The sequence below is a fragment of the Sphingomonas gilva genome (assembly GCF_003515075.1).
GTDB lineage: Bacteria > Pseudomonadota > Alphaproteobacteria > Sphingomonadales > Sphingomonadaceae > Sphingomonas > Sphingomonas gilva.
Genome location: NZ_QWLV01000007.1, coordinates 109,992 through 135,523 on the forward strand (window position 1 = coordinate 109,992; position 25,532 = coordinate 135,523).

Genomic DNA, 25,532 nt, shown 5'->3' on the forward strand with positions numbered 1-25,532 from the left:
AAAGCATCACATCACGCTACTTCGCGGCGGCGACGATCCCCGCCCAGGCCGCTTCGTCGATCACGCGGATACCCAGATCCGCCGCCTTCTTGAGCTTCGATCCGGCGCCGGGTCCGGCGATGACGAGATCGGTCTTGGCCGATACCGATCCGGCGACCTTCGCCCCCAGCGCCTCGGCCTGCGCCTTGGCCTCGTCGCGCGACAGGGTCTCGAGGCTGCCGGTGAACACCAGCGTCTTTCCCGACACCTCCGATTCGCGGGTCTCGTGCACCACCTCGGCGGGGGTCATGCCGGCATCGAACAGATCGGCGAGCGCCTCCTGGTTGTGCGGCTCGTCGAAGAAGTCGAGCAGCGCGTTCGCCACCTCGGGGCCGATGCCGGGCGTCTCGATCGCCGCTACCACCGCCTTGTCGCGGCGGAGGACGAACTTGCGCTCGGGCTCGGCCGGGGCGGGCTGCGTCTCGCGGCGGACCTCGCGCGCGTGGTCGAGCGTCGCGATCAGGCCGTCCCACGATCGGTAGCGCCGCGCGAGATCGCGCGCGGTCACCTCGCCGACGTGGCGGATGCCGAGCGCGAACAGGAAGCGGTCGAGCGGGGCGGCGCGCTTCGCCGCGATCGCCGCGATCAGATTGTCGGCGGAGACCTCGGCCCAGCGCTCGCGCTTCAGCAGGTCGTCCCTGGTCAGGCGGAAGATGTCGGCGGGGTTGGCGATCAGCCCGTCGGCGACGAACGCCTCGATATGCACCGCGCCCAGCCCCTCGATGTCGAGCGCGTGGCGGCTGGCGAAGTGGCGCAGCCGCTCCACGCGCTGCGCCGGGCAGATGAGACCGCCGGTGCAGCGATAATCGACCTCGCCCTCCTCGCGCGTCGCGGCCGATCCGCAGGCGGGGCATTCGGTCGGGAAGGCCCAGGCCTCGCGCGGCTCCTCGCGGGTCAGGTTCTCGACCACCTGGGGAATCACGTCGCCGGCGCGCTGGATGCGCACCCGGTCGCCGGGGCGCGCGCCCAGCCGCTCGATCTCGTCGGCATTGTGCAGCGTCGCGTTGCTGACGATGACCCCGCCGACGCCGACCGGCTCCAGCCGCGCCACCGGCGTCAGCTTGCCCGTGCGGCCGACCTGGATGTCGATCGCGAGCAGGGTCGTCTGCGCCTGCTCGGCGGGGAATTTGTGCGCCAGCCCCCAGCGCGGCGCGCGCGCCACGAAGCCCAGGCGCGCCTGCCAGTCGAGCCGGTCGACCTTGTAGACCACGCCGTCGATATCGAAGGGCAGGTCGGCGCGCGCCCGCTCGATCTTGCGGTACTGCGCGAGCGCGGGCTCGATCTGCGCGCAACGGATCAGCAGGTCGGTGACCGGCAGGCCGAAGCCCGCGATCGCCCGCATCACGTCATATTGCGTCTCGCCCGGCAGCGAAGACGCTTCGCCCCAGCCATGCGCGAGGAAGCGCAAGGGGCGCGCGGCGGTGATGCGCGCATCCTTCTGCCTCAGCGATCCGGCGGCGGCATTGCGCGGATTGGCGAAGATCTTGCTCCCGCTCTCGGCCTGCCGCGCGTTCAACGCGGCGAAGTCGGCCTTGGACATATAGACCTCGCCGCGCACCTCGAACACGTCGGGCGCGTCGCCCTTCAGCACCTGCGGGATGTCCCCGATATGCGCGACATTGGCGGTCACGTCCTCGCCCACCTGCCCGTCGCCGCGCGTCGCCGCCAGCACCAGCCGGCCCTTCTCGTAGCGCAGCGAGCAGGACAGGCCGTCGATCTTGGGCTCGGCCGTCAGCGCCACCCGGTCGTCCGCGCCCAGGTTCAGGAACCGCCGCACGCGCAGCACGAACTCGATCACCTCGGCATCGTCGAACGCGTTCTCCAGGCTCAGCATCGCCCGCGCATGTGCCACCTTGGCGAGCGGCGAGGAGGAGGCCGCGCCGACCTGCGCGGAAGGGGAATCGGCGCGCACCAGCTCGGGATGCGCCGCCTCCAGCGCGGCGTTCTCGCGCACCAGCGCGTCATACTCGGCGTCGCTGATCTCGGGCGCGTCCCGGTCATGATACAGCCGGTTGTGCCGCGCGATCTCCGCGGCGAGAAAGGCGAGGCGGGCGGCGGGGTCAGTCATCGAGCTTGGCGAGTTCGCGTTCCGCGAGGCCATAAGCTTGTTCGCCCTCCCGCTTGCCTATCGCCAATACAAGCACCTCGATCCTGGAATCGACTACCTTGTAAACCAGCCGATACCCCGAACCATGTAGCTTGATCTTGTAGCAATCGGGCATCTCGCGCAATTTTGCCAAAGCGATGCGTGGATCAGCCAAGCGTTCATCGAGCTTCTTGCCGAATTGCCTCCTGAGCGCAGGCGTCAGCTTTTTCCACGCCTTCAGCGCGCGGGGCAGGAACACAAGTTGATACATGCTCAGTCGAGCAGATCGTCAAGCGAAACCGGGATGCCTTCCTCGCCACTCTCAAGCGCTTCGCGCGCCTGTTCCGCCAGATCGATGTCGTCCAGCACATCATTGAGATATTCCCACACCTCGGGCGATATCACATAGGCCACCGGCCGGTTGCGATTGAGGATCGCGACCTGCTGCTCGCGCGCGGCGGCGACCACCGCGGCTGGGTTCTTCTTCAGCTCGCTGATCCCGACGCACATGTCGGCAAGGATCGGCAGCACGGTGTCGGGCTTGAAAGGCGCGTTCATGACCTGAATATGGTACGCCCATCAGGTCTTTCGTCAAGGCGTTTGTCGGCTTCCACGGCACGCCGCGCTATGCCATGTTCGCCTCCGATGCCCTTGGTCCTGGCCCTTCTCCTGCAGCTGCCGACGGCAGTCGAGCGGATCGACCTGACCAAGCTGGTGCCGCCCGAATGCCCGAAGAGCGAGGTGGACGAAATCGTCGTCTGCGGCCGCGTCGGCGACTCGCCTTATCGGCTGAAGCCATTGCCGCCGCTGCCGAACGAGAAGCGCGTCGCCGGCCCCGGCATCGGGATGCGGCTGTCCGAGAACGCGCGCGCCAATGTCTATGGCGAGACGGTCGAGCAACCGGGCGGCGGCGGCCAATCCAATCGCGCGATGGTGCGTATGACGATCGACTTCTAGGCCGCCTCCAGCAGCCGTTCCGCCTGCGCGCGCGCCTCTGGCGTGATCTCCGCGCCGGAGAGCATGCGGGCGATCTCCTCGCGGCGCTGGGCCTCGTCGAGCGCGGCGACGCCGGTGCGGGTGACGGTGCCGTCATGGCTCTTGGCGATCAGCAGGTGCCGGCGCCCGCGCGCAGCCACCTGGGGGCTGTGGGTGACGACGAGCAGCTGCGTGCGCTCGGCCAGCCGCGCCAGGCGTTCTCCTATGGCGCTCGCCACCGCGCCGCCGACGCCGCGGTCGATCTCGTCGAAGATCATCGTCGCGGCGGCGCCCTGCTCGGCTAGCGCGACCTTCAGCGCAAGGATGAAGCGCGACAGCTCGCCGCCCGAGGCGATGCGGGTCAGCGCCCCGAACGGCGCGCCGGGATTGGTCGAGACCTCGAACTCGACCCGGTCGCGTCCCGCGGCACCCCATTGGCCTTCGTCCAGTTCGGCGACGACGGTCCGGAACCGAGCCGCATCCAGCTTGAGCGGCGCGAGCTCGCCGGCCACCGCCGCATCCAGCCGCGCCGCCGCCTCCTTGCGCGCGGCACTCAACGCCGCTGCGGTGTCGGCATAGGCAGCGCGCGCCTCCTCCAGCCGTTGCTCCAGCGCCGCGATCCCGCCTTCGCCGGCCTCGATCCGCTCCAGCTTGCCCGCCAGCTCGGCGGCGAGCGCGGCGAGATCGTCGGGCTGCACGCGGTGCTTGCGCGCCATTCCGCGCAGGTCGAACAGCCGCGCCTCGTCCTCCTCCAGCGAACGCGGGTCGAAGGCGAGCGCGGCGCGCGCCTCGCGCAGCCGGTCCTCGGCGGTTGAGCCCTCGATGATCGCACGATCGATCGCCGCCAGCGCCTCGGCCAGCGCGGCATGGTCGCCGGCGATCCGCTCCAGCACGCGCGCCGCCTGGCGCAGCTGGGCGAGTCCGCCCTCCGAACCCTCGATCCAGCCCTCGATCGCGTTCAGGTCGTCGGCGATCTTCTCGGCGCGCTGCATCGTCCGGCGGCGATCGGCGAGCGCCTCCTCCTCCCCCGGTTCGGGGGCGAGCGCGGTCAGCTCGTTGACCGCATGCTCCAGCCACTCCCGGTCGCGCGCGGCCGCTTCGAGCTCCGCCCGCGCGGCCTCCAGCGCCGCCGTCGCTTCGCGCCACGCGCGATGGGCCGCGGCGACCGCACCCGTGTCGATCCGCCCGAACGCGTCGAGCAGCGCGCGATGCCCGCGCGGGTTGAGCAGCCCGCGATCGTCATGCTGGCCATGGATCTCGACCAGCAGCGGCGCGATCTCGCGCAGCAGCCCGGCGGAGACCGGCTGATCGTTGACGAAGGCGCGGCTGCCGCCATCGGCCCTGAGCGTGCGCCTCAGAATCAGCGGCTCGCCCGCCTCATGCTCGATATCGTTGTCCGCCAGCAGCGCCTCCAGCGGTGCGCTCGCGATCTCGAAGGTCGCGGTCACGCCCGCGCGCCCGGCGCCGCCGCGCACCAGGGCGCTGTCGCCGCGCGCGCCCAGCACCAGCCCCAGCGCGTCGAGCAATATCGATTTGCCCGCCCCCGTCTCGCCGGTCAGCACGCCCAGCCCGTCCGAAAAATCGAGGTCGAGCGCCTCGATCAGCACGACATCTCTGATGGACAGCGCGGTCAGCACGGGAATGCGCGCTGGCGGATCACCCGCCCGTGGCAGGGGCGGCGGCGGTCGCCATCGGCGCGGGATATTTCTGCATCAGCTCATAGGAGCGCTGATACCATTCGGTGCCGGGATAGTTGGCCCCCAGCACCGCCGCCGATTTCTGCGCCTCGTCGCGCAGGCCGAGCGCCAGATAGCTTTCGGTCAGCCGCATCAGCGCCTCGGGCACATGGCTGGTGGTCTGATAGTTCTCGACGACGTTGCGGAAGCGGATCGTCGCCGCCAGCCACTGGCCGCGCACCTGGTAGAAGCGGCCGATCTCCATGTCCTTGCCCGCCAGGTGATCGGTGACGAGGTCCATCTTCACCCGCGCGTCGGCGGCATAGTTGGTGTTGGGATAGCGCCGCGAAAGCTCGCCCAGCGCGTCGAGCGCCTGCTGGGTGATCTTCTGGTCGCGGGTGATGTCCTCGATCTGCTCGTAATAGCTCATCGCGATCAGATAATAGGCGTAGGGCGCGTCCTTGTTGCCGGGATGGACCGACAGGAAGCGGCGCGCCGATTCGATCGCCTTGGTGTAATCCTGCGCCATGTAATAGCTGAACGCGCTCATCAGCTGCGCGCGCCGCGCCCATACCGAATAGGGGTGCTGGCGCTCGACCTCGTCGAAGATCACCGCCGAGCGTTTGTAGTTGCCCCGGTCGATCTCGCGCTTCGCCGCGGTGTAGAGCGTGCCCACGTCGCGCGCGACATAGCTGGTGTCGGCGCGCGTGCCGGCGTTGCGGCCGGCGCAGGCGCCAAGGCCGAGGATCGCGACCGACGCCAGCATGACGGCGGCGGGACGGGCGAATGACTGGAGGATACGCATAGCCGAGACCCTTACTCCACACAGGCTCGCGCGAACAATCCCTTTCGCGCGCGTCCGGAAGCGCCAGAGGGATCGGCTTGACGCGGGCATGCGTTTCTCTTTGTAGGAGCGCGAAATCTCCCGGAGCCCGCAATGCCAGTCACCCGCCTCACCACCCACCGCGTCGAAAAGCCATGGGGCCGAACGAAGCTCTGGCCGGGCTTCGACGACCCGGCGCCCGGCGGCGAGCCGGTGGGGGAGATATGGTTCCAGACGCCGGGCGACGAGCAGCCGGAACTGCTCGTCAAATATCTCTTCACCTCCGAACGCCTCTCGATCCAGGTCCACCCGGATGACGAGGAGGCGCGCGCGCGCGGCCATGCGCGCGGCAAGGACGAAGCCTGGGTGATCCTCGACGCAGAGCCCGAATCGACCATCGCGCTCGGTACGGTGCGGGAGGCGAGTCGCGAGGAGCTGCGCGCCGCGGCGCTCGACGGATCGATCGAGCAGCTGATGGACTGGAAACATTTCGATGCGGGCGATTCGGTCTATTCGCCCGCCGGCACGGTCCATGCGATCGGCGCCGGGCTGACGCTGGTCGAGGTCCAGCAGAATGTCGACCTGACCTACCGTCTCTACGACTACGGCCGTCCGCGCGAGCTGCACCTGGACGATGGCATCGCGGTCTCCGATCCCGAGCCCTTCGCGGTGGAGGATCGCAGCGTCGAGGTGGAGGACGGGCGCACCATCCTGTTCGAAGGGCCCAAATTCGTGCTGGAACGCTGGACCGACCGTTCGCGGCGGGTCGATCTGCCCGAGGGCATGACGGGCTGGTTCGTGCCGCTGAAGGGCACGGGCTCGCTCGACGGCGTCGATTGGCGGGCGGGCGAATGCCTCACCCTCACCGAACAGGCGCTGCTCGCGCCCGACGAGGGCGCGGAGATGCTGTTCGCCTATCCGGGCGACAAGCGGATCTAACCCCCTCTCCCCTTCAGGGGAGAGGGCCGGGGAGAGGGGCAGTGTGGCCAGTATCCTAGCCGGCTCTCGGCGCTATCGTCCTTCCCCTCTCCCAACCCTCTCCCCTGAAGGGGAGAGGGCTTCTTAATGCCATTCAGCTATCCCCCCGCCATGCTGCGCGTGCTGACCCTCTCCACCCTGTTCCCAGACGCCGCGCGTCCCAATTTCGGCCTGTTCGTCGAACGCCAGACATTAGGCCTCGCCGCGCATCCGGACGTTGAGGTCAAGGTCGTCGCGCCGCGCGGGCTGCCGCCGTTCCCGCTCGATCGCCATCCGCACTATGCCGGGCTGCGCGGCCGGCCGCTGCGCGAGGATTGGAACGGTCTCGACGTCCATCGCCCGCGCTTCCTTGCGCCGCCGATGACGCAGGGGCGCTTCCATGCCCGCGCGCTCGCCCGCGCGTTGATTCCAGTGCTCGACGCCATTCGCCGGGACTTCGCCTTCGACGTCATCGATGCCGAGTTCTTCTTTCCCGATGGCCCGGCCGCGGTTGCGCTTGGCCGGCGCTACGGCGTGCCGGTCTCGATCAAGGCGCGGGGCGCGGATATCCACCATTGGGGCCGCGCCCCGGCGACCGCCGCGCAGGTGCTGGCGGCGGGACGCGAGGCCGGCGGGCTGCTGGCGGTCGCGGGCGCGCTCAAGGCGGACATGGCCGCGCTCGGCATGCCCGCCGATCGCATCCGCGTGCATCATACCGGCGTCGATCTGACCGCCTTCCGCCCCGCTGCCGATCGCGCGGCGGCCAAGGCGGCGCTGGGCGTCGCCGGCCCGCTGGTCGTCTCGGTCGGCGCGCTGATCCCGCGCAAGGGGCATGACCTCACCATCCGCGCCGTCGCCTCGTTGCCGGACGCTTGTCTGCGCATCGCCGGCGAGGGGCCGGAGCGCGGCCGGCTGGAGGCGCTGGCCCGCGAACTCGGCGTCGCCGACCGGGTGGCCCTGCTCGGATCGGCGCCGCACGCCGATCTGCCGCCGCTGCTCGCCGCCGCCGACGTGCTGGCGCTGCCCTCGACCTCCGAAGGCCTCGCCAATGCGTGGGTCGAGGCGCTGGCGAGCGGCACGCCCGTCGTCACCAGCGATGTCGGCGGCGCGCGCGAGTGCATCGACCGCCCCGCCGCCGGCCGCATCGTCGCACGCGATCCGGCCGCGATCGCCGCCGCCATCGCCGATCTCCTCGCCGACCCGCCCGACCCGCAAGCGACACGCGCGGCGGCGGAGCGCTTCACCTGGGAAGCCAATACGGCGGCCTTGGCGGAGCATCTGGTGAGCTTGACCCGAATAAATATGTAACTACATAATATGCGGGTGGAGATCAGCTTCGACCCGGCCAAGCGCGATCGGACGCAGCGAACGCGGTCTTGATTTCGCTGATGCGGCCAGATTGTTCGAGGGCCGGAGCCTTACGATCGAGGATGGTCGTTTCGATTATGGCGAGCGGCGAATGCTGACCTTTGGTTGGTTGGACGACCGCGCCGTTGCGATGGTCTGGACCGAGCGGGAGGGCGGATGCCGGGTGATTTCGATGCGTCATATGCATCGCTGGGAGATTGAACATGTCGGATTGGATTGATCCTGACGACGCGCCGGAGTTCACGGCGGAGATGGCGTCGGCGGCGGAGTTGCGTGTCGGCGGCAAGGTGGTGCGGGAAGCCAAGGGATATCTCGCGCGCGACGGTGTTCGCCCCGGCCGTCCGCCCGAACGCCAGCAGGCCAAACAGCAGGTGACATTGCGGCTCGATCAGGATGTCGTAGCGACGTTCCGCGAAGGCGGCCCCGGCTGGCAATCGCGAATGAACGCCGCGCTACGCAAGGCGGCGGGGCTCTGATCTAGGCGTCGAGCGGATAGAGCGCGCCGGCGATCCAGCGGCCTTCGCCGCGCACCATGCCCCAGGCGCGGGCGGCGGCGCGGCTGTCCATCGGCTCGACGCCGATGCCCCGCGCCTCCAGCGCGGCGGTGAAGGCGGGGGACGGGCGCTTGAGCGTCGCGCCGGTGCCGAGCAGGAGGAATTCGGGCGGCGGATCGATGCCGATCAGATCGGCGACGTCGCTGGCGGTCAGCGCGTCGATCGCCGGCGCCGCCCATTCGCGCGCCCAGAGCGGCGTGATCGCCAGCGCGCCCGAGCACAAGGTGTCGTCGACGCGGAAGCCGCCGCTCGCGAACCCCCGGATCAGCGGGCCCTGCGGGCGCTGGTCCGGGTCCATCTTCACGGGAGCTCCTTCACCGTCACGCGCTCCGCATCCTCGCCCTTCGGCAGGAAGCTGTCGGGCCCGAGCTTGAGCCAGAGCAGGATCGCCGCCGAGACATAGACCGAGGAGAAGGTGCCGATGACGATGCCGAGCAACATCGCCGCGGTGAAGCCGAAGATCACGTCGGGGCCCAGGAGCAGCAGGATGGCGAGCGTGATGCCGATCGAAAGGCTGGTGACGACGGTCCTCGACAGGGTCTCGTTGATCGACAGGTCGAGCAGCGCGACGATGTCCATCTTGCGGTATTTGCGCATATTCTCGCGTATTCGGTCATAGACGACGATGGTGTCGTTCAACGAATAGCCGATGATCGTCAGGATCGCGGCGACGATGTTCAGGTCGAATTCGAGCTGGGTCAGCGCGAAGAAGCCCAATGTCAGCGCCACGTCGTGGAACAGCGCGAACAGCGCGCCCACGCCGAACTGCCATTCGAAGCGGATCCAGATATAGATCGAGATGCCGATCATCGCGAGGCCCAGCGCCCAGGCGCCCTTGCTGAACAGCTCGTCCGAGACCTTGCCCGAAACGCTCTCCACCGCGCCCACCTCGGCGCCGGGGAAGTTCTGCTCGATGGCCGTGCGCAGGCGGCTCGCGGCATTCTCCGCCGCGCCCGCGCCGCCGTCCGGCAGCGGCGTGCGGATCGATACCTCGCGCGGGGAACCGAATTGCTGGATCGTCGCCTCGCCGATGCCCAGCGTCTCGACCCGCGCCCTCAGGTCCTCGATCTGGACGGGCTGTTCGAAGGTCACCCGAACCATCTGCCCGCCGATGAAATCGATGCCCAGGTTGAACCCCTTGATGAAGCACAGCGCGATCGCGGCGGCGATCAGCGCGAGCGACAGCCCCATCGCCAGAAAGCGATATTTGAGGAAGGGGATGTTGGTATCGTCGGGGACGAGTTTCAGCGGGCGCATGGCGGCCTCAGATATTGATGTGCTTGGGGCGGTTGCGCTTCAGCCAGTCCGCGACGAGCAGACGGGTGAAGGTCACGCCGGTGAACACCGATGTGGCGATGCCGATGGCGAGCACCACGGCGAAGCCGCGGATCGGGCCGGAGCCGAACACGAACATGATCGCCGCGGAGATGACGTTGGTGATGTTCGCGTCGAAAATCGCGCGGCTGGCTTCCTTGTAGCCGAACTCGACCGCCTGGATGGTCTGCCGCCCTCGTCGCTGCTCCTCGCGGATGCGTTCGTTGATCAGCACGTTGGCGTCGACCGCCGCGCCCACGGTCAGCACGAAGCCGGCAATGCCGGGCAGCGTCAGCGTCGCGTTGAACAGCGCCATGATGCCCAGGATCATCACCGCGTTCACCAGCAGCGCGAAGGTCGTATACACGCCGAAGCGCACATAGGTGATGATCATGAACAGCATCAGGGCGACGCTGCCGACGACGCCCGCGAGCACGCCCTTCTCGATCGAATCGGTGCCGAGCTCGGAGGAGACCGTCCGCTCCTCGACCACCGTCAGCTCGACCGGCAGCCTGCCCGAGCGCAGCGAAATGGCGAGCTGGTTCGCGCTTTCCACCGTGAAGCTGCCGCTGATCGTCGCCGATCCGCCGGGGATCGGCTCGTTGAAGCTCGGCGCGGAGATCACGACATTGTCGACGATGATGGCGAAGCGCTGCCCGGTGAACTGGGTGGAGAGGTTGGCGAACTTGCGTCCGCCCTGGCTGTCGAAGCGGATGTTGACGACCGGGCGGTTGTCCTGCGAATCGAACCCCTGCTGCGCGTCGGTCAGCTCGTCGCCCGAGATCGCGACGCGGCGCTGGACGGCGATCTGCCCGCCGCCTTCCTGATAGGGCAGATACTGCACGCCTGCCGGCGGCACCGGCGTGGTGATCTCGCCATTCCCCGCGACCATGCGGAATTCCAGGCGCGCGGTCTTGCCCAGCAGGTCCTTCAGCGCCTGCGGGTCGTCCAGCCCCGGCACCTCGACCAGGATGCGGTTGTCGCCCTGGCGCACGATCGTCGGCTCGCGCGTGCCGAACTCGTCGACGCGGCGGCGGACCACCTCGGTCGCGACCTCCATCGCCTGGTCGGTCGCGGTGGCGAGCCCCGCGCTGGTCGGCGTCAGGATGAAGCGGCTGGTGTCGACGACCTGGATGTCCCAGTCGCGCTGGCCGGTCATCCCGGCGCCGGTGGTCAGCTGGTTGATCCGCTCGCGCGCCGCGTCGACCTGCGCCGAATCGCGGACCATGAAGCTGAGGCGCCCGCCCGCCGTCGAGATGTCGCCGATGGCGATGCGCGGCGCGTCGCGGCGGCGCATCTCGGCCTCGACCTGCTGCTCCATCTGGCCGATGCGCTGGCGGGCGATGTCGGCGGTGTCGGCCTCGAGCAGGATCGAGCTGCCGCCGGCGAGATCGAGCCCCAGGTTGATCCGCGCGCTGGGCGCCCAGGCGGGCCAGGCGTCGGTGGTTTTCTGCGGGAAGAAGCTGGGGACGGCGAAGACGAAGCAGAAGACGATCGTCAGGATGACCGTCCAGACCTTCCAGCGCGGGAAATCGAGCATCGCGCGCGGCCCGTCAGTCGTTCGCTGGCTTGGCGCCGCCCAGCGGGTGCACCGCCGACAGCGTCATCTTGACCACGCGGACCTTGGTGCCCGGCGCGATCTCGACCTCGACATGATCGTCCTCGACCCGCGTCACCTTGCCGACGATGCCGCCCGCGGTCGTCACGCTGTCGCCCTTCTTGACCGCGGCGATCGCCGCCTGCTGCTCCTTCATCCGCTTCTGCTGCGGACGGATCAGCAGGAACCAGAAGACGATGAAGATCAGGATCAGCGGCGCGATCTGCACCATGAAGGCGGCGGTGCCGCCGCCACTGCTCGCGGAACCGGCGGCCTGCGCATAGGCGGGGGAGGAGAACATAGGTCGGATCGGCCTAATATTGTGGGTTGGACGGCGCGGGTGCGCGGACCGGTAAATATGGTGGGGCGCGCTACCATCAAGCGGGGGCGCACGCAACAGATCAGCCGGGGCGGGAGAGCGCCGGGGCGCGCTTGCATCGCCCGGACGATCCGCGTAAGGCGCGCACCTTCGAGAACCGGCCGGCCCCTTGGGCGGCGCCGGATCCGATCGGTCGGGGCGTAGCGCAGCCTGGTAGCGCATCACACTGGGGGTGTGGGGGTCGCAGGTTCGAATCCTGTCGCCCCGACCATTTCGCTTCGCGCCGCGGCCGACGCAGCAAAGCTGCGTCGCTCTTCAGCGGCGCGAACGGCCGGCGCGGCCAAAAGCCGCGGCCGACGGCATGGGCTTCGCCCATGCCCGCCACCTTACCCAACACCAAAAAGGACCCTCCGAAGCATCAGCTCCGAAGGGCCCAGTTTCTGAGGGAGCCGGAAGGCTCCTGGCGTGCGGGGCGCCAGCCCCGCGCGTCGGGTTCAGCGGCTGGCGGTCCGCGTCTCGGCCGGTCCGCGCGCCGCGGCGACCGCCATGTCGCGCTGCCGGGCGGCGTCCGCGGTCGCCTTGGCGATGCAGTCGCGCACGCGCAGCTTGGCGGCGAGGTCATAGGTCGTGCTGGTCCGGCACATCGCCCGCGCGGCCTTGCCGATGCGGCGGTCGAGCTTGGCGACATGCGCCGGATCGCTGAGGTTCAGATCGGCCACGCGCACCGCGCGGGAAAGCGTTTCGGTCTGGGCGACCTGCGCAAAGCCAGGCGCGGCGATCGCCCCGGCGGCAAGCGCCGCCAGCGTGATGAGGGTCTTCATGTCAGGTCTCCTGGGGAAGGAAGTTCGTCCTGCACCGGTGCGGGACCTGTCTAGCCGCTCGCGCCGGATTCGCCGAACAACGATGTTGCGCGACCGTTCTGCAAAAGTGCAGAATGGGCCATGTTCGACTGGAACGACATCCGCCACTTCCTCGCGGTCGCGGAGACGGGCAGCACGCTCGCCGCCGGCCGGGCGCTGCGCGTCAGCCAGACGACGGTCGCGCGGCGCGTCGCCGCGATCGAGGCGGCGTTCGGCCTCGTCCTGTTCGAACGCCGGCAGGCGGGCTACGCGCTGACCCCGGCGGGGGAGCGGCTGCTCGGCCATGCCCGCGCGGTGGAGGCGGCGGCGCGGGGGCTCGACGACGCGGCGGCCGCGCAGAAGCGCGAGACGGGCGGCGTCGTCCGGCTGACGGTCAGCCATATCTACGCGACCACCATCCTGCCGCCGCTGCTGCGCGATCTGCACGACGCGCATCCCGACATCCACATCGATCTGGAGACCACCGACGAGAAGCGCGATCTCGCCGCCGGCGGCGCCGATGTCGCGCTGCGCACCACCGATCGGCCGGCGGGCGGCGGGCTGGTCGCGCGGCGTCTGATCGACGATCAATGGGCGATCTATTGCAGCCGCGCTTATGCCGCCGAGCATGGCCGCCCGCGCCGCCGCGCCGAACTGCGCGGCCATCCCTTCGTCGGCGGCGGCGGCGACGGCGTCTGGCAGATCTACCAGCATTGGCTGCGCGAGAATGACCTCGAAAGCGCGGTCGCCATCCACCACAACTCGGCGCTCGGCCTCCTCGCCGCGGTGCGCGCGGGGATGGGGCTGGCGGTGCTGCCGTGCATCGTCGCCGACAATGATCCCGATCTCGTGCTCTGTCTGCCGCCCGCCGCTGGGGAGACGCGCGGCATCTGGCTGCTCACCCACGAACGGCTGCGCCATATTCCCCGCATCCGCACCGTGCTCGACTTTCTCGGGCGTCGGCTGCCGCGGCTGGTCATCGAAGAAACGCGCCGCATCGAATAAAGTGCTGTCCTACATGTAACCAGATGGGTTATCATCCGAGTCGGACGCAGGAGACCGACGATGGATGTGGACGAACTGATCGATGAAGTGATCGCGCGCGAAGGGGGCTATTCGAACCACCCGGCCGATCGCGGCGGCGCGACGCGCTGGGGCGTGACCGAGGTGGTGGCGCGGGCGGACGGCTATGCCGGCGACATGCGCGAATTCCCGCGCGAACGGGCGGCGGCGATCTACCGCCGCGTCTATTGGGACCGGCCGGGCTTCGCCGCCGTTGCGCTGCGCGCCCCGAAACTGGCGGCGGAGCTGTTCGATACCGGCGTCAACATGGGGCCGGCGGTGGCGGCCGGCTTCCTCCAGCGCGCGCTGAACGCGCTCAACCGGGGTGCGTCGGACTATCCCGATCTCGCGCTCGATTCGGCGATCGGCCCGCGGACGCTCGCCGCGCTTGGCGCCTTTCTCGATCGCCGCGGGCCGCCGGGCGAGGCGGTCCTGGTGAAGGCGGTCGAGGCGCTGCAGGGCGAGCGCTACCTCCGCCTGGCCGAGCACCGGCCCGCCAACGAGGCCTTTCTCTACGGCTGGCTGGCGAACCGGATAGGATAGAATGACCCGACACCTAGTCTGACTTTCCTCACCTTCCGATCCTGAAAGGACAGATATCATGAGCATCATCGAAGGAATCATCGGCCCGGTGGCCAAGCTGATCGACAAGATCATCCCCGATCCCGAGGCGCGCGACCGCGCCAAGCTGGAACTGCTGAAGCTGGAGGGCAGCCAGGAAATGGAATCGGTCAGGGCGCAGATGTCGGCGATCCTCGCCGAAGCCGCCTCCGCCGATCCCTGGACCAGCCGCGCGCGTCCCAGCTTCCTCTACGTCATGTACGCGCTTCTGCTCTGGTCGATCCCGATGGGCCTGATCGCCGCGGTCCAGCCGCAAATGGCCGAAGGCATCGCCAGGGGCATGAACGCCTATCTCGCCGGCATCCCCGAACCGATGTGGGCGCTCTTCGGCACCGGCTATCTCGGCTACACCGCCGCACGGGCATGGGGCAAGGCGAAGGGGGTGGAGAAGTAATTCGATCCTCCCCGGCAACGGGGAGGGGGACCGCCGCTCGAAGAGCGGTGGTGGAGGGGGCTCTCCGCTGGCGCAGCGCCCGTGGCGCTCCCCCTCCACCAGCCTGCGGCTGGTCCCCCTCCCCGTTGCCGGGGAGGATCTGTTCCCCCATATCGCCGCCCATGACCTCCAACACAGCGCAGGCCTGGCACGGCACCACCATCGTCTCGATCCGCAAGAACGGAAAGGTCGTCGTCGCGGGCGACGGCCAGGTCTCGGCCGGCCAGACGATCATGAAGCCCAATGCGAAGAAGGTCCGCCGCCTCGGAGACGGATCGGTGATCGGCGGCTTCGCCGGCGCGACCGCCGACGCCTTCACCCTGTTCGAACGGCTCGAGCGCAAGCTCGAACAGCATCACGGCCAGCTGCTCCGCGCCGCGGTCGAGCTCGCCAAGGACTGGCGCACCGACAAGTATCTGCGCAACCTGGAGGCGATGATGATCGTCGCCGACAAGGAGGTGACGCTGATCCTCACCGGCAACGGCGACGTGCTCGAACCGGTCGAGGGCATCGCCGCGATCGGCTCCGGCGGCAACTACGCGCTCGCCGCCGCCAAGGCGCTGGCGGATTATGAAGGAGACGCCGAGACGATCGCGAGAAAGGCGATGAAGATCGCCGCCGACGTCTGCGTCTACACCAACGACCAGGTCACCCTGGAGGCGATGGACGCCGCGGGCTGACTCGTTATTCCACCTCCTCCGTCACCCCGGACTTGTTCCGGGGTCCATCGTGCCGCAGGTTCAACCGCCGGGGCTCTTGAGGAAACATGGACCCCGGAACAGGCCCCGGGGCGACGTATCGAAAGGGAGGCGAAGTGCATAACAGGCGTGCGATACTCGGCACGGGACTGATCGGCGCAGCAGGCCTCGCGCTTCCGGGCTGCGCCACCACCGCCGCCCGCACCGCCACCGCGCGACCCTGCCTTCCCCGCGTCAACGTCGCCGCCAACCGCGTCATCCGCACCGTCGCGGGGCTCCGCCCCTATCGCCCCGGCGGCTTCCGCGTCGAACGCGAGGCGCTCGGCGACAAGGCGCTGGTCCACAACTACGGCCATGGCGGCGCGGGCATCACGCTGAGCTGGGGCACGTCGCGGCTCGCCGTCGATCTCGGCCTGCCCGGCCATCAGGGGCCGGTCGCGGTGATCGGCGCGGGCATCGTGGGGCTGACGACTGCGCGGCTGGTGCAGGAGGCGGGCTATCCGGTCACCATCTACGCCGCCGCGCTGCCGCCCCAGACGACCTCGAACATCGCCGGCGGCCAGTGGCAGGCCTATGCGCATTACGATAGGGAGGCGGTCACGCCCGCCTGGCGCGCGCAGAACGCCGCCGCGCTCGAATACAGCTTCCGCCGCTTCCAGATCATGGTCGGCGACGATACCGGCGTCCACTGGGTGCCGACCTATGTCGAAGGGGACGCGCGGCCCGATCCCTACCGGCCGGACAACCGCGCGCTCGGCCCCGGCGAGCATCCCTTTCCGGTCGACCGGCTCGCCCGCTACACCACCATGTATGTCGAAACCGGCCGCTTCCTGCGCGAGCTGGCGGAGGATATCCGGATCGCCGGCGGCCGCATCGCCGTCCGCCGCTTCGCCAGTCCCGCCGAGGTGATGACGCTGCCGGAGAGGCTGGTCTTCAACTGCACCGGCCTCGGCGCGGGCGAGCTGTTCGGCGACACGTCGCTCTATCCGATCCGCGGCCAGCTCGCGATCCTGATCCCACAGCCGGAGATCAACTACGCCTATAATGGCAGCGACGGCTACATGTTTCCCCGCCCCGACGGCATCCTCCTCGGCGGCACCTATGAACGCCATGTCGCCGACGCGACCCCGCAGGCAGAGGACATCGCCCGCATCATCGCATCGCACCAGCGGCTGTTCGGGGGCTTCCGCTGTTGAACTGGGGCGGGATGCTGCCGATATCGCCGTCATCCATGTTCCCCCGCAGAGAGACTGAATGAAAGACGCGCTTACGCCGAAGACCATCGTCGCGGCCCTCGACAATCACATCATCGGCCAGGCCGACGCCAAGCGCGCGGTGGCGGTCGCCCTGCGCAATCGCTGGCGCAGGCAGCAGCTCGACGCCGATCTGCGCGACGAGGTCAGTCCGAAGAACATCCTGATGATCGGCCCCACCGGCTGCGGCAAGACCGAGATCAGCCGGCGCCTCGCGAAGCTCGCCGACGCGCCCTTCGTCAAGGTGGAGGCGACCAAGTTCACCGAGGTCGGCTATGTCGGCCGCGACGTCGAGCAGATCGCCCGCGATCTGGTCGAGGATTCGATCCGGCTCGAAAAGGACCGTCGCCGGGCTGCTGTAAAGGACAAGGCGGAGGAAGCCGCGATGGCCCGCCTGCTCGATGCGCTGACGGGGAAGGGCGCGAGCGAGGCGACGCGCGAGGCGTTCAAGCAGCGCTTCCACGAAGGCGCGCTCGACGACAAGGAGATCGAGCTGGAGCTGGAGCAGGCCCCGCAAATGCCCTTCGAGATGCCCGGCGGCGGCCAGGTCGGCATGATCAACCTTGGCGAGATGATGGGCAAGGCGTTCGGCGGCGCGCCGATGAAGCGCCGCAAGATCAACGTCCGCTCTGCCTGGGAGAAGCTGGTCGAGGAGGAAGCCGACAAGCGGCTCGACCAGGATGAGGTCGGCCGCACCGCGCTCGCCAATGCCGAGGCCAACGGCATCGTCTTCCTCGACGAGATCGACAAGATCGCCATGTCCGAACAGCGCGGCGGCGGATCGGTCAGCCGCGAAGGTGTCCAGCGCGACCTGCTGCCGCTGATCGAGGGCACCACCGTCGCCACCAAATACGGCCCGATGAAGACCGATCATGTCCTCTTCATCGCCAGCGGCGCCTTCCATGTGGCGAAGCCCAGCGACCTGCTGCCCGAGCTGCAGGGCCGCCTCCCGATCCGCGTCGAGCTGAAGGCGCTGACCGAGGAGGATTTCGTCGCGATCCTCTCGGACACCAAGGCCTCGCTGACCGAGCAGTACAAGGCGCTGATCGGCACCGAGAACGTGACGATCGACTTCACGCCCGACGGCATCCGCGCCATCGCCCGCATCGCCGCCGAGGTGAACGGTCAGGTCGAGAATATCGGCGCCCGCCGGCTCCAGACGGTGATGGAAAAGCTGGTCGAGGACGTCAGCTTCAATGCCGAGGATCGCGCCGGCGCCACGCTCGTCATCGACGCCGCCTATGTCGAGGCGCAGCTCGCCAGCATCGCGCGCAACACCGATCTGTCCAAATACGTGCTGTAGGCGGCCGCTTACCTTCCGGGTAATGGAACCGCGCCTGGGGCATGCTATCGTTGGGTGGGAACGAAGAGGAGGAAGCGATGCCTGAAGGCGGCTGTCATTGCGGCGCGATCCGGTACGAGATGCCGGCCGAGGTGCTGCACCACGCACTGTGTCATTGCACCGATTGCCGGCGGCACGCAGGCGCGCCGATGGTCGGTTGGGCGATGGTGCTGGCGGATCAGCTCAAGGTGACCAGGGGCAGTCCCAAGGTTTACCGCTCCTCGCTCGACGGGCGTCGGCAGTTCTGCGGCGAATGCGGCACCGGGCTGTTCTACCTGAACGAGAAGATGCTCCCCGGCATGGTCGATATCCAGACCGCGACGCTCGACGATCCCGACACGATTCCGGCGCAGGTGCAGATCCAGGTGGCCGATCGCATCGGCTGGATGGCGAACGCGCACCAGCTGCCGACGTTCGACCGCTATCCCGGGCCCTGAGCTATTCGGGCAGCTCGTACGGCACGAACTCGCCCAGCTGGCATTTGGGGCCGGGGATCGTGCCGCCCGGATCGAGCGTGCTGACCAGGTCGTGCCGGCAGAGCTGGCCGCCGCGGACTTCGGTGATCAGCGTGGTGTAGGGATCGAGCCCCGGACATTCGGACCGCAGGCGATTGACGTAGATCGTGCCGGTGCGGCGATAGACGATCGTCCGGTTGTCGATGATCCGCGGCTGATCGAGGACCGCGGTCGAGACGCAGTCGACCGGCGCCTGGGCGACGCGATCGCCGATGACGTCGGCGAGCTCCTCTTCCGGCGTCATCCTGTCGGTGACGCAGCCGGCGAGGGGCAGGAGGGCGAGGGTGAGTAGCAGGCGCATGGTTCAGCGCTCCCGATAAGGCACGAAGTCGCCAAGCGCGCATCCGCCCGTGGTCACGTTCGGCGCGCCGCGCGAGACGGTCCGGATCATGTCGCCGCGGCACAGCCGTCCGCTGTGCGAGGTGATCACCGGAATGTCGTCCGATCTCAGGCCGCTGCACTGGCCGATCAGATCGTTGCGGTAGACCGTCGATCCCTGGAAATAGAGGATCGTCTGGCTGCCGACCGGCTCGGAGCCGTTCGTCATTCGCGAATCGAGGCAGCTCTGCGGTTCGCCCGGCACGCGGTCGCCCAGCAGGCGGGCGAGCTTGGTCTCGTCGTGCGCGCGCTGGCGCTCGGCATAGCGGTCGGACGCGCAACCGGCGAGAGCGATCGGGGCAAGCAGCAACAGGGCGCGTATCATCGCCGTCTCCATCATTCGTCGCCCCCTGTGCACGGTATAACGGAGTCAACCTCTGAATGCATCTTTTGCTCCACGCCGATCGGCGAGTTCGGCGGCATCCCGGGCGCGCATGAAAGGGTTGGTCGCGCGTTCGAGGGCGATGGTGGTGGGAATGGTCGCCTCACCGGCGGCGCGGGCCGCGAGCACCGCCTCCATGCGCGCGGCGATCTCGGCATTGTCCGGCTCTGCGGCCCGCGCGTAGCGGCCGTTCGATTCGGTGTATTCATGCGCGCAATAGACCGCCGTCTCGCCGGGCAGCGCCTTCAATCGCTGCATGTTGGCGAACATCTGCGCGGCGGTGCCTTCAAACAGCCGGCCGCATCCCATCGCGAACAGGGTGTCGCCGACGAAGATCACCGCATCTTGCATGAAGTGATAGGCGATGTGCCCTGCGGTGTGCGCCGGCACCTCCATCACCCTTGCCTCGTGTTCGCCCAAGCGAACCACATCGCCCTCACGCACCTGACGGTCGAGCGTCGGTATCCTGGCGGCTTCCGCCGCCGGGCCGGTGATCGCGCATCCCGTCGCCGCCTTGATCGCGGCGTTGCCGCCGGTGTGATCGGGATGCCAATGGGTGTTCCAGATCTGCGAGATCGACCAGCCGCGCCCGGCCGCCGCCGCCAGCACCGGATCGGCCTCGGCGGGATCGACGACCATCGTCTCGCCGCTCTCGGGCGCGTGCACCAGCCAGATATAATTGTCGCTGAGCGCCGGAATGCGGACGATTTCGAGTGCGGCCATTGCGATTCTCCTGTCCGGTCAGCGGTTGAGCAGCGCCAAGGTCTCGCGCGCGAGGCGTTCGGTCAATGCGCCGGCGGGGCCACCGCGACCGAGCCGCGCGGCCTGGCCCGCCCATAATGGCGAGAATCCCGCATCTCCGCGCGATTCCGCCGCTTTGCGCAAGGGCGCCAGCGCCTGCGAGGCGTAAGGGAAGGGCGGCGCGCCTGGCGGTGTTGCGCCCAGTTCGCGCATCAGGCGGTTGGCAAGGCCGCGCGCGCGGCCGCCGCTGAAGGCGGTGGTGAAGCGGGTCGCCTCCGCCTCCGGCGAATCGAGCAGCGCGCGGTGCATCGGGCTGATCCGAGCCTCCGGCGATTTCAGATAGGCCGTGCCGATCTGCACGCCGCTTGCCCCCAGCATCAGCGCGGCGGCGATGCCGCGCGCATCGGCGATGCCGCCCGCCGCGATGACGGGAAGTCCCGTCGCGTCGGCGATCTGCGGCACGAGCGCGAAAAGGCCGAGCTGCGCCGCTCCGTCATTCGATGCGTCGTGAACGCCGGCATGTCCGCCGGCTTCCCACCCTTGCGCGATCACCGCCTCGCATCCCGCCGCTGCGCAGGCCCGTCCCTCATCGACGCTGGTCGCATTGCCGAGGATCACCGCTCCGGACGCCTTGACGCGGTCGAGCAGCGCTGGATCGGGCAAGCCGAAATGGAAGCTGACGATGTCCGGCCGGACATGCTCCACCACCTCGGCCGTCGTCGCGTCGAAGGGCTTGCGCAATGGCGGCGGATCGTCCGGCGCGACGATGCCGAACTCGGCGTAATAGGGCTGCAGCACCTCCCGCCACGCGGCATCGTCGGCCTCGCTGGACATGCGGTGACAGAAGAAGTTGAGGTTGATCGGCCCGCCCGCCGCCGCGCGGACCGCCGCCACCTGCCGAACGATCTCTTCGGGCGAGAGCATCGCGCAGGGCAGCGATCCGATGCCGCCGGCGCGGATCACCGCTACTGCAAGCGCCGCGTCCGAAGCGCCCGCCATGGGCGCCTGGATGATCGGATGGCGCGCGCCGGTCAGGTCGAGCAACCGGCGATCGGGCCAGCCGGCCACCCGCCGGTCACCAGCTGCCGGTGTTGGGCATCGACGCCCAGGGCTCGGCCGGCTTGAGATGGCCCTCCTGGAGCAGCTCGACCGAGATGCCGTCGGGCGAGCGGACGAACGCCATATGGCCGTCGCGCGGCGGGCGGTTGATCGTCACGCCGGCGTCCATCAGCCGCTGGCAGGTGTCGTAGATATTGTCGACGCGGTAGGCGAGGTGGCCGAAATTGCGCCCGCCGCCATAGTCCTCAGGGTCCCAATTGTGGGTCAGCTCGATCTCGGCCTTCTCGTCGCCGGGCGCGGCCATGAAGATCAGCGTGTAGCGGCCTTTCTCATTGTCGAAGCGGCGGGTCTCCTTGAGGCCGATCAGCTCGAAGAATCGGACGGTCGCCTGCGGGTCGGCGACGCGCAGCATGGTGTGCAGATATTTCATCGATCGCTCCGGGAAGGTTCGGCCGGAAGATAGGAAGCGAAGGCCGCGCTCGCCACCCGTCAGCGCGCATCCGGCGAGGAGAATTGCGCCAGCGCCGCGCGCGCCGATTTCGCCGCCGGGCTGTCCGGCGCGTTGACAATGGCCGCGGTCCATTGGGTGCGCGCGCCCGCTTCGTCGCCCTTGCTGGCGGCGATATTGCCGGCCTCCAGCCGCACCTGCGCATCATCCGACGACAGTTCGAGCGCCTTGGCTATGTCCTTCTCCGCACGCGGCAGATCGCCCATGCGGCGGGCGTGCGTGGCGGACAGCAGCCAGGCGAGCGGATCGGCGGCGGCGAATTCGGTGGCGCGGTCGAGATCGGCGCGCGCACCGGCCATGTCGCCCGCCTCGACCAGCGCGCGGGCGCGATCGAGATGCGCCTCGCCCAGCGCCAGGCCCTTGAGCACGCCCAGCGCCAGCGCCGCATCCAGCGCCGCGCGCGCCTTCTCGCCCTCGCCCGCGGCGAGCAGCGCGTTGCCGGCCTGCGCCCAGAAGCTCGCGGCGCGGCCGTCCCTGGCGATCTCCGCCTCGCGCGCGGCCTGTTCGAAGGCGGTCGCGGCGGGCAGCCAGCGCTGTTGGTTGGCATAGGCGATGCCGAGGCACTGGCGCGCCAGATAGCCGCCGCCGGCCACGCGCCACGCGCCCGCTTCGTTGGCGCCCAGCACCGGGCTCTCGGTCGCCAGCGCAACGCAATTCTCGTAGCGCTGCTGGGTGATGCCGGGCTCGGCGGCGGCCGCCGGCGGACCCGCGACGCTTTGCAGTAGGGTGCCGAAGATCAGGGGGGCCAGGATCATGAGGTTTCCGAAAGCTCCGCCACCGCCGCGGTGATCAGCGCGATATCGCTTTCGCGCGACAGGCGGTGCCCGCCGTCCTTGACCAGCGTCACCTGCACATCGGCTGAACGCAGGTTCTGGGCGATGTGAGCTGCGTATTTCCACGGCACGTCTGCATCGGCCATGCCGTGGATCAGCCGCACCGGCGCGTCGATCGCGATCTGCGCATGAAGCAGGCGGTTCGCCTCGCCCGAGCTCCAGAACGCCCGCGTCGTCAACTCGGGCTCCGGCGCGTAATCCGACGGCCGTTCGAGCTTGCCCGCCGAGAGGATCGTCATCTTCTCTTCCTGGGTGAAGCCCCAATCGGTGAAATCTGGCGCGGCGGCGATGCCCACCAGCCCGGCGATCCGATCGGCGCGGTCACGCGCGACGAGCAGCATCAGCCAGCCCCCCATCGACGATCCGACCAGCACCAGCGGCCCTTCGGTCAGCGAGTCGATCACCGCCAGCGCATCGTCGCGCCAGCCGGTCAGCGTCTGCTCGGCGAAGTCGCCGCTGCTCTCGCCGCAGCCGGCATAGTCGAAGCGGATCATCGCCTGGCCGCGCGCCCGCGCCCACGCCTCGAGCGCGACCGCCTTGCCGCCCTGCATGTCCGACCGGTAGCCGGGCAGGAAGACGATCGTCGGCCCGCGGCCCGCCATCCGGCGATAGGCGATTCGCGCGCGGCCCTGGCGCACGAGGAAGCTGGGTTCGGTCATCGGCGCGGCGACGCCCCGATCGCCGTGGCCGGTAAGTTGACAGTTTTGAGGAAAATGCGGCTCAACGCACATGTCACGCGGCGCCAAGTCGACGGATTTGAGAAATTTGACGCCCAACGCATGAAAACGTCCGGGGCCCCCCGGCGATGCGCAATGGCTTTACCGAGGTCGCGGGAGGAGAAAGCTGCCAGCATCGATCGCATTGTCGCACGATTCGAACGATGTAGGACAGAGCGAAAGCGACATTTTTTTCGTCAGGCAGCCTGTGCGAGCGCCGCCTCGGTCTCGGCGATCCAGCCGCCGCCGAGCACGCGGTCGCCGTCGTAGAGCACCGCCGCCTGGCCGGGCGCGACGCCATATTCGGGCGCGTCGAACACCACCCGATCGCCCTCGATGCGCGCCGGCACCGGCCTAGCGAGCGAACGCACCTTTGCGGTGAGAGGTCCGGTGTGACCGCCGCCGAGCCTGTTAATGTCGGTGAGGCGCGCGGCGGCCACCGCGAGCGCGCGCTTCGGCCCGACCACGACGCGCCGGCGCGGCGCATCCAGGCGGACGACATAGAGCGGCTCCGCCTGACCGCCGATATCGATGCCGCGGCGCTGGCCGACGGTGAAATGGATGATGCCGCGATGCCGGCCGAGCACGCGGCCGTCGAGGTCGACGATCTCGCCCGACGTGTCCGCCTCGGGCCGCAGCTTCTTCACCAGCCCGGCATAATCGCCGTCGGGGACGAAGCAGATGTCCTGGCTGTCGGGCTTCCCCGCCACCGCGAGGCCGAGCTCGGCGGCGAGCGCGCGCACGCGCGGCTTGGGCAGGCCGCCCAGCGGAAAGCGCAGGAAATCGAGCTGGTCCTGCGTCGTCGCGAACAGGAAATAGCTCTGGTCGCGCGCGGGATCGGCGGCGCGGTGCAGCTCCGCGCCTTCGCGCCCGATGACGCGGCGGACATAATGGCCGGTGGCGAGCGCGTCCGCCCCCAGCTCGCGCGCGAGGCGGAACAGGTCGGTGAACTTCACCCCCATGTTGCACTTGACGCAGGGAATCGGCGTGCGCCCGGCGAGATATTCGTCGGCGAAATCATCGATCACGCTGTCGCGGAAGCGGCTTTCGTGATCGAACACGTAATGGGCGATGCCCAGCCGGTCGCACACCGCGCGCGCGTCGCGGATGTCGCGGCCGGCGCAGCAGCTGCCCGTGCGGCCGACCGCCGCGCCGTGATCGTAGAGCTGGAGCGTCACGCCGATCGTCTCCGCGCCGCTCGCATGGGCAAGCGCTGCGACCACCGACGAATCGACCCCGCCCGACATGGCGACGACGATGCGACGGCCGGCAAGCGGCGCGGGAAGCTGGAAATCACCTTCGGTCACGGTGGCGCAGATAGGCGCATGGGCGCGCGGTTGCAAAAGCGCGGGAGGATTTACCGACGATTCAACATGATCGGCTAGATCGAAGCGGGACTCGGGCGTCGCCGTGTCCTTCATGGGGGTTCACAGTCTTGGATCTGAGCTTCACGCCCCTGGGCCGCGAACGGCGGCGCGTCGCCGCTTCGCCCGATCTCGCGATGATGCTGGCGGGCGTGTCCGCGCGCCAGGCGGCGAGCCCCACGGCGCGGGCGCAGCAGCATCTCGGCGTCAGCATTCCGGCGCTTGCCGCGAGCTTCCACAGCGAGGTTTCCGATCTGCTGGTCACGCGTAAACCCGAATGACCGGAATGTTTACCTTGGCGCTTTAGCGCTTTTTCAATGCCCCGCCCGTAAGAGGCGGAATGTTGAGGCGGCCAGACGGGGCCGCGCGTCGAAGGTGATGAATGATCGAGAACCAGAAAATCCGTCCCGCCAAGGTCATCGGCCCGCTCGGCGAGCCGCTGACGCTGGATACGTTGCCGCCGCCGGAAACCACCCGCTGGGTGGTTCGCCGCAAGGCCGAGGTCGTGGCCGCGGTCAATGGCGGACTGTTGAACGTCGACGAGGTCTGCTCGCGCTACAACCTGACCGTCGAGGAATTCGCCGGCTGGCAGCGCGCGATCGATCGTTCGGGCATGCCGGGCCTGCGCGTGACGCGGATTCAGCACTATAAGTCGCTCTACGAGCGCCAGCAGAAATACTGACGCGGGCTCCGCTCGCCGCATCCTCGAAACGCTAACGGAACAAAGCACGCCATCGCGCGATTGAACCCCTCAGTATTGCCCGGCTGTTCCGGGCCAACAGGAGGGACGTTCGATGATTGGTATTATCATTTGGTTGGTCGTCGGCGGCGTCGTGGGTTGGCTCGCCAGCCTGATCATGCGTACCGATGCGCAGCAGGGCATCCTGCTCAACATCGTCGTCGGCATCGTCGGCGCGTTCATCGCCGGGCTGATCTTCAGCGGTGGATCGATCAATGACGGCGTTACAGTTTATTCGTTCCTGATCTCGCTTCTGGGCGCGGTGGTGCTGCTGGCGATCGTCAACCTCGTTCGCCGCGGCAGGGTCCGCTAAGCTTTCGAAATCGCAAAAAGGGGGCCGT

33 protein-coding genes and 1 tRNA gene are annotated in these 25,532 nt (G+C 68.8%); 16 read left to right on the top strand and 18 right to left on the bottom strand.

The window, feature by feature from the left end; all coding sequences use genetic code 11:
- Positions 1-16: 16 nt before the first annotated feature.
- The 3 genes from ligA to D1610_RS13830 are packed head-to-tail and all read right to left on the bottom strand — an operon-like array spanning position 17 to position 2,683.
- Positions 17-2,107, bottom strand: coding sequence for an NAD-dependent DNA ligase LigA (gene ligA / locus D1610_RS13820; RefSeq protein WP_182466835.1), 2,091 nt, complete (start codon positions 2,105-2,107; stop codon positions 17-19).
- Positions 2,100-2,396, bottom strand: a complete 297-nt coding sequence (locus D1610_RS13825) for a type II toxin-antitoxin system RelE family toxin (protein ID WP_118864773.1) — start codon at positions 2,394-2,396, stop codon at positions 2,100-2,102. The genes ligA and D1610_RS13825 overlap by 8 nt, the downstream gene beginning before the upstream one ends.
- 2 nt (positions 2,397-2,398) lie before the next feature.
- A complete protein-coding gene (locus tag D1610_RS13830) occupies positions 2,399-2,683 on the bottom strand; it encodes a type II toxin-antitoxin system Phd/YefM family antitoxin (RefSeq protein ID WP_118864774.1) in 285 nt (94 codons plus the stop codon).
- A gap of 87 nt (positions 2,684-2,770) precedes the next feature.
- Between D1610_RS13830 and D1610_RS13835 the strand changes: the two genes are divergently transcribed.
- Positions 2,771-3,082: a hypothetical protein gene (locus tag D1610_RS13835; protein ID WP_118864775.1), complete on the top strand. Its 312-nt coding sequence runs from the start codon at positions 2,771-2,773 to the stop codon at positions 3,080-3,082.
- Here D1610_RS13835 and recN read toward each other — a convergent pair.
- Positions 3,079-4,737 carry a DNA repair protein RecN gene (gene recN / locus D1610_RS13840; RefSeq protein WP_118864776.1) on the bottom strand — a complete coding sequence of 553 codons (1,659 nt, stop codon included), beginning with the start codon at positions 4,735-4,737 and terminating at the stop codon, positions 3,079-3,081. The two genes, D1610_RS13835 and recN, sit on opposite strands and share 4 nt — an antisense overlap.
- Positions 4,738-4,756: 19 nt before the next feature.
- On the bottom strand, positions 4,757-5,581 hold the full coding sequence (locus D1610_RS13845) for an outer membrane protein assembly factor BamD (RefSeq protein ID WP_118864777.1): 825 nt from the start codon (positions 5,579-5,581) through the stop codon (positions 4,757-4,759).
- A gap of 132 nt (positions 5,582-5,713) precedes the next feature.
- Between D1610_RS13845 and D1610_RS13850 the strand changes: the two genes are divergently transcribed.
- From D1610_RS13850 to D1610_RS13865, 4 genes are all read left to right on the top strand, one after another.
- Positions 5,714-6,538, top strand: a complete 825-nt coding sequence (locus D1610_RS13850) for a class I mannose-6-phosphate isomerase (RefSeq protein ID WP_118864778.1) — start codon at positions 5,714-5,716, stop codon at positions 6,536-6,538.
- A 150-nt stretch (positions 6,539-6,688) separates the two neighbouring features.
- Positions 6,689-7,864, top strand: coding sequence for a glycosyltransferase (locus D1610_RS13855; protein WP_118864779.1), 1,176 nt, complete (start codon positions 6,689-6,691; stop codon positions 7,862-7,864).
- A 91-nt stretch (positions 7,865-7,955) separates the two neighbouring features.
- The gene (locus D1610_RS13860) at positions 7,956-8,144 is read left to right on the top strand and encodes a BrnT family toxin (protein ID WP_118864780.1); all 189 of its coding nucleotides are present in this window, start codon (positions 7,956-7,958) and stop codon (positions 8,142-8,144) included.
- Positions 8,128-8,400: a BrnA antitoxin family protein gene (locus D1610_RS13865; RefSeq protein WP_118864781.1), complete on the top strand. Its 273-nt coding sequence runs from the start codon at positions 8,128-8,130 to the stop codon at positions 8,398-8,400. The genes D1610_RS13860 and D1610_RS13865 overlap by 17 nt, the downstream gene beginning before the upstream one ends.
- A 1-nt stretch (position 8,401) precedes the next feature.
- On the opposite strand, the gene D1610_RS13870 is transcribed toward D1610_RS13865, so the two are convergent.
- From D1610_RS13870 to yajC, 4 genes are read right to left on the bottom strand one after another with little or no spacing between them, the layout of a single operon-like run.
- Entirely contained in the window at positions 8,402-8,776 is a 375-nt protein-coding gene (locus tag D1610_RS13870; protein ID WP_118864782.1) for an Mth938-like domain-containing protein, read from the bottom strand.
- Between the two features lie 2 nt (positions 8,777-8,778).
- Positions 8,779-9,735, bottom strand: coding sequence for a protein translocase subunit SecF (gene secF, locus D1610_RS13875; RefSeq protein WP_118864783.1), 957 nt, complete (start codon positions 9,733-9,735; stop codon positions 8,779-8,781).
- Positions 9,736-9,742: 7 nt separating this feature from the next.
- A complete protein-coding gene (gene secD, locus D1610_RS13880) occupies positions 9,743-11,332 on the bottom strand; it encodes a protein translocase subunit SecD (protein ID WP_118864784.1) in 1,590 nt (529 codons plus the stop codon).
- A 13-nt stretch (positions 11,333-11,345) separates the two neighbouring features.
- Positions 11,346-11,690, bottom strand: coding sequence for a preprotein translocase subunit YajC (gene yajC / locus D1610_RS17155; protein ID WP_182466836.1), 345 nt, complete (start codon positions 11,688-11,690; stop codon positions 11,346-11,348).
- Between the two features lie 212 nt (positions 11,691-11,902).
- Here yajC and D1610_RS13890 point away from each other — a divergent pair.
- Positions 11,903-11,979, top strand: a tRNA-Pro gene (locus D1610_RS13890).
- A gap of 223 nt (positions 11,980-12,202) precedes the next feature.
- On the opposite strand, the gene D1610_RS13895 is transcribed toward D1610_RS13890, so the two are convergent.
- Positions 12,203-12,529 carry a UrcA family protein gene (locus tag D1610_RS13895; protein ID WP_118864786.1) on the bottom strand — a complete coding sequence of 109 codons (327 nt, stop codon included), beginning with the start codon at positions 12,527-12,529 and terminating at the stop codon, positions 12,203-12,205.
- Between the two features lie 120 nt (positions 12,530-12,649).
- Between D1610_RS13895 and D1610_RS13900 the strand changes: the two genes are divergently transcribed.
- The 7 genes from D1610_RS13900 (at position 12,650) to D1610_RS13930 (ending at position 18,393) form a co-directional block, all read left to right on the top strand.
- Positions 12,650-13,552, top strand: coding sequence for a LysR family transcriptional regulator (locus D1610_RS13900; RefSeq protein ID WP_118864787.1), 903 nt, complete (start codon positions 12,650-12,652; stop codon positions 13,550-13,552).
- A gap of 60 nt (positions 13,553-13,612) precedes the next feature.
- Positions 13,613-14,152, top strand: a complete 540-nt coding sequence (locus D1610_RS13905; protein WP_118864788.1) for a glycoside hydrolase family 108 protein — start codon at positions 13,613-13,615, stop codon at positions 14,150-14,152.
- 58 nt (positions 14,153-14,210) lie between these two features.
- Positions 14,211-14,624: a holin family protein gene (locus D1610_RS13910; RefSeq protein WP_118864789.1), complete on the top strand. Its 414-nt coding sequence runs from the start codon at positions 14,211-14,213 to the stop codon at positions 14,622-14,624.
- Between the two features lie 161 nt (positions 14,625-14,785).
- Complete coding sequence (gene hslV, locus D1610_RS13915) at positions 14,786-15,343, top strand: ATP-dependent protease subunit HslV (protein WP_118864790.1); 558 nt, start codon at positions 14,786-14,788, stop codon at positions 15,341-15,343.
- A gap of 134 nt (positions 15,344-15,477) precedes the next feature.
- Positions 15,478-16,557, top strand: coding sequence for an FAD-dependent oxidoreductase (locus D1610_RS13920; protein WP_245942253.1), 1,080 nt, complete (start codon positions 15,478-15,480; stop codon positions 16,555-16,557).
- 58 nt (positions 16,558-16,615) lie between these two features.
- Positions 16,616-17,917 (top strand): ATP-dependent protease ATPase subunit HslU, encoded by a 1,302-nt coding sequence (hslU, locus tag D1610_RS13925; RefSeq protein ID WP_118864792.1) that lies wholly within the window; start codon positions 16,616-16,618, stop codon positions 17,915-17,917.
- A 77-nt stretch (positions 17,918-17,994) separates the two neighbouring features.
- Positions 17,995-18,393, top strand: coding sequence for a GFA family protein (locus D1610_RS13930; RefSeq protein WP_118864793.1), 399 nt, complete (start codon positions 17,995-17,997; stop codon positions 18,391-18,393).
- 1 nt (position 18,394) lies between these two features.
- Here the strand turns inward: D1610_RS13930 and D1610_RS13935 are convergent, their stop codons facing one another.
- The 8 genes from D1610_RS13935 to mnmA form a co-directional block, all read right to left on the bottom strand.
- Entirely contained in the window at positions 18,395-18,772 is a 378-nt protein-coding gene (locus tag D1610_RS13935) for a hypothetical protein (protein WP_118864794.1), read from the bottom strand.
- Between the two features lie 3 nt (positions 18,773-18,775).
- Positions 18,776-19,174: a DUF6491 family protein gene (locus tag D1610_RS13940; protein ID WP_147414344.1), complete on the bottom strand. Its 399-nt coding sequence runs from the start codon at positions 19,172-19,174 to the stop codon at positions 18,776-18,778.
- A 45-nt stretch (positions 19,175-19,219) separates the two neighbouring features.
- Positions 19,220-19,954, bottom strand: a complete 735-nt coding sequence (gene gloB, locus D1610_RS13945; protein ID WP_118864796.1) for a hydroxyacylglutathione hydrolase — start codon at positions 19,952-19,954, stop codon at positions 19,220-19,222.
- Between the two features lie 18 nt (positions 19,955-19,972).
- Positions 19,973-21,040 carry an NAD(P)H-dependent flavin oxidoreductase gene (locus tag D1610_RS13950; RefSeq protein WP_118864797.1) on the bottom strand — a complete coding sequence of 356 codons (1,068 nt, stop codon included), beginning with the start codon at positions 21,038-21,040 and terminating at the stop codon, positions 19,973-19,975.
- A 7-nt stretch (positions 21,041-21,047) separates the two neighbouring features.
- Positions 21,048-21,461, bottom strand: a complete 414-nt coding sequence (locus D1610_RS13955; RefSeq protein ID WP_118864798.1) for a VOC family protein — start codon at positions 21,459-21,461, stop codon at positions 21,048-21,050.
- A gap of 59 nt (positions 21,462-21,520) precedes the next feature.
- Positions 21,521-22,294: a tetratricopeptide repeat protein gene (locus D1610_RS13960; protein ID WP_118864799.1), complete on the bottom strand. Its 774-nt coding sequence runs from the start codon at positions 22,292-22,294 to the stop codon at positions 21,521-21,523.
- Positions 22,291-23,031: an alpha/beta fold hydrolase gene (locus tag D1610_RS13965; protein WP_118864800.1), complete on the bottom strand. Its 741-nt coding sequence runs from the start codon at positions 23,029-23,031 to the stop codon at positions 22,291-22,293. The genes D1610_RS13960 and D1610_RS13965 overlap by 4 nt, the downstream gene beginning before the upstream one ends.
- A gap of 254 nt (positions 23,032-23,285) precedes the next feature.
- Positions 23,286-24,395 (bottom strand): tRNA 2-thiouridine(34) synthase MnmA, encoded by a 1,110-nt coding sequence (mnmA, locus tag D1610_RS13970; protein ID WP_281268983.1) that lies wholly within the window; start codon positions 24,393-24,395, stop codon positions 23,286-23,288.
- 128 nt (positions 24,396-24,523) lie between these two features.
- Here mnmA and D1610_RS13975 point away from each other — a divergent pair, with 128 nt between their 5' ends.
- From D1610_RS13975 to D1610_RS13985, 3 genes are all read left to right on the top strand, one after another.
- Positions 24,524-24,733 carry a hypothetical protein gene (locus D1610_RS13975; protein ID WP_118864801.1) on the top strand — a complete coding sequence of 70 codons (210 nt, stop codon included), beginning with the start codon at positions 24,524-24,526 and terminating at the stop codon, positions 24,731-24,733.
- Between the two features lie 101 nt (positions 24,734-24,834).
- The gene (gene sciP / locus D1610_RS13980; RefSeq protein ID WP_118864802.1) at positions 24,835-25,134 is read left to right on the top strand and encodes a CtrA inhibitor SciP; all 300 of its coding nucleotides are present in this window, start codon (positions 24,835-24,837) and stop codon (positions 25,132-25,134) included.
- Positions 25,135-25,249: 115 nt separating this feature from the next.
- Positions 25,250-25,504, top strand: a complete 255-nt coding sequence (locus D1610_RS13985) for a GlsB/YeaQ/YmgE family stress response membrane protein (RefSeq protein WP_118864872.1) — start codon at positions 25,250-25,252, stop codon at positions 25,502-25,504.
- Positions 25,505-25,532: the final 28 nt, after the last annotated feature.

What these genes read in the sequence shown, in the direction of transcription:
- D1610_RS13930 (WP_118864793.1), top strand. Translation starts at nt 17,995, where the DNA reads ATGCCTGAAGGCGGCTGTCATTGCGGCGCGATCCGGTACGAGATGCCG.
- hslV (WP_118864790.1), top strand. Translation starts at nt 14,786, where the DNA reads ATGACCTCCAACACAGCGCAGGCCTGGCACGGCACCACCATCGTCTCG.
- gloB (WP_118864796.1), bottom strand. Translation starts at nt 19,954, where the DNA reads ATGGCCGCACTCGAAATCGTCCGCATTCCGGCGCTCAGCGACAATTAT.
- yajC (WP_182466836.1), bottom strand. Translation starts at nt 11,690, where the DNA reads ATGTTCTCCTCCCCCGCCTATGCGCAGGCCGCCGGTTCCGCGAGCAGT.
- D1610_RS13865 (WP_118864781.1), top strand. Translation starts at nt 8,128, where the DNA reads ATGTCGGATTGGATTGATCCTGACGACGCGCCGGAGTTCACGGCGGAG.
- D1610_RS13895 (WP_118864786.1), bottom strand. Translation starts at nt 12,529, where the DNA reads ATGAAGACCCTCATCACGCTGGCGGCGCTTGCCGCCGGGGCGATCGCC.
- D1610_RS13955 (WP_118864798.1), bottom strand. Translation starts at nt 21,461, where the DNA reads ATGAAATATCTGCACACCATGCTGCGCGTCGCCGACCCGCAGGCGACC.
- sciP (WP_118864802.1), top strand. Translation starts at nt 24,835, where the DNA reads ATGATCGAGAACCAGAAAATCCGTCCCGCCAAGGTCATCGGCCCGCTC.
- D1610_RS13855 (WP_118864779.1), top strand. Translation starts at nt 6,689, where the DNA reads ATGCTGCGCGTGCTGACCCTCTCCACCCTGTTCCCAGACGCCGCGCGT.
- D1610_RS13900 (WP_118864787.1), top strand. Translation starts at nt 12,650, where the DNA reads ATGTTCGACTGGAACGACATCCGCCACTTCCTCGCGGTCGCGGAGACG.
- D1610_RS13850 (WP_118864778.1), top strand. Translation starts at nt 5,714, where the DNA reads ATGCCAGTCACCCGCCTCACCACCCACCGCGTCGAAAAGCCATGGGGC.
- D1610_RS13960 (WP_118864799.1), bottom strand. Translation starts at nt 22,294, where the DNA reads ATGATCCTGGCCCCCCTGATCTTCGGCACCCTACTGCAAAGCGTCGCG.
- D1610_RS13870 (WP_118864782.1), bottom strand. Translation starts at nt 8,776, where the DNA reads ATGGACCCGGACCAGCGCCCGCAGGGCCCGCTGATCCGGGGGTTCGCG.
- D1610_RS13845 (WP_118864777.1), bottom strand. Translation starts at nt 5,581, where the DNA reads ATGCGTATCCTCCAGTCATTCGCCCGTCCCGCCGCCGTCATGCTGGCG.
- hslU (WP_118864792.1), top strand. Translation starts at nt 16,616, where the DNA reads ATGAAAGACGCGCTTACGCCGAAGACCATCGTCGCGGCCCTCGACAAT.
- D1610_RS13910 (WP_118864789.1), top strand. Translation starts at nt 14,211, where the DNA reads ATGAGCATCATCGAAGGAATCATCGGCCCGGTGGCCAAGCTGATCGAC.
- secF (WP_118864783.1), bottom strand. Translation starts at nt 9,735, where the DNA reads ATGCGCCCGCTGAAACTCGTCCCCGACGATACCAACATCCCCTTCCTC.
- secD (WP_118864784.1), bottom strand. Translation starts at nt 11,332, where the DNA reads ATGCTCGATTTCCCGCGCTGGAAGGTCTGGACGGTCATCCTGACGATC.
- D1610_RS13905 (WP_118864788.1), top strand. Translation starts at nt 13,613, where the DNA reads ATGGATGTGGACGAACTGATCGATGAAGTGATCGCGCGCGAAGGGGGC.
- D1610_RS13935 (WP_118864794.1), bottom strand. Translation starts at nt 18,772, where the DNA reads ATGCGCCTGCTACTCACCCTCGCCCTCCTGCCCCTCGCCGGCTGCGTC.
- D1610_RS13830 (WP_118864774.1), bottom strand. Translation starts at nt 2,683, where the DNA reads ATGAACGCGCCTTTCAAGCCCGACACCGTGCTGCCGATCCTTGCCGAC.
- D1610_RS13965 (WP_118864800.1), bottom strand. Translation starts at nt 23,031, where the DNA reads ATGACCGAACCCAGCTTCCTCGTGCGCCAGGGCCGCGCGCGAATCGCC.
- ligA (WP_182466835.1), bottom strand. Translation starts at nt 2,107, where the DNA reads ATGACTGACCCCGCCGCCCGCCTCGCCTTTCTCGCCGCGGAGATCGCG.
- D1610_RS13825 (WP_118864773.1), bottom strand. Translation starts at nt 2,396, where the DNA reads ATGTATCAACTTGTGTTCCTGCCCCGCGCGCTGAAGGCGTGGAAAAAG.
- D1610_RS13835 (WP_118864775.1), top strand. Translation starts at nt 2,771, where the DNA reads ATGCCCTTGGTCCTGGCCCTTCTCCTGCAGCTGCCGACGGCAGTCGAG.
- D1610_RS13940 (WP_147414344.1), bottom strand. Translation starts at nt 19,174, where the DNA reads ATGATACGCGCCCTGTTGCTGCTTGCCCCGATCGCTCTCGCCGGTTGC.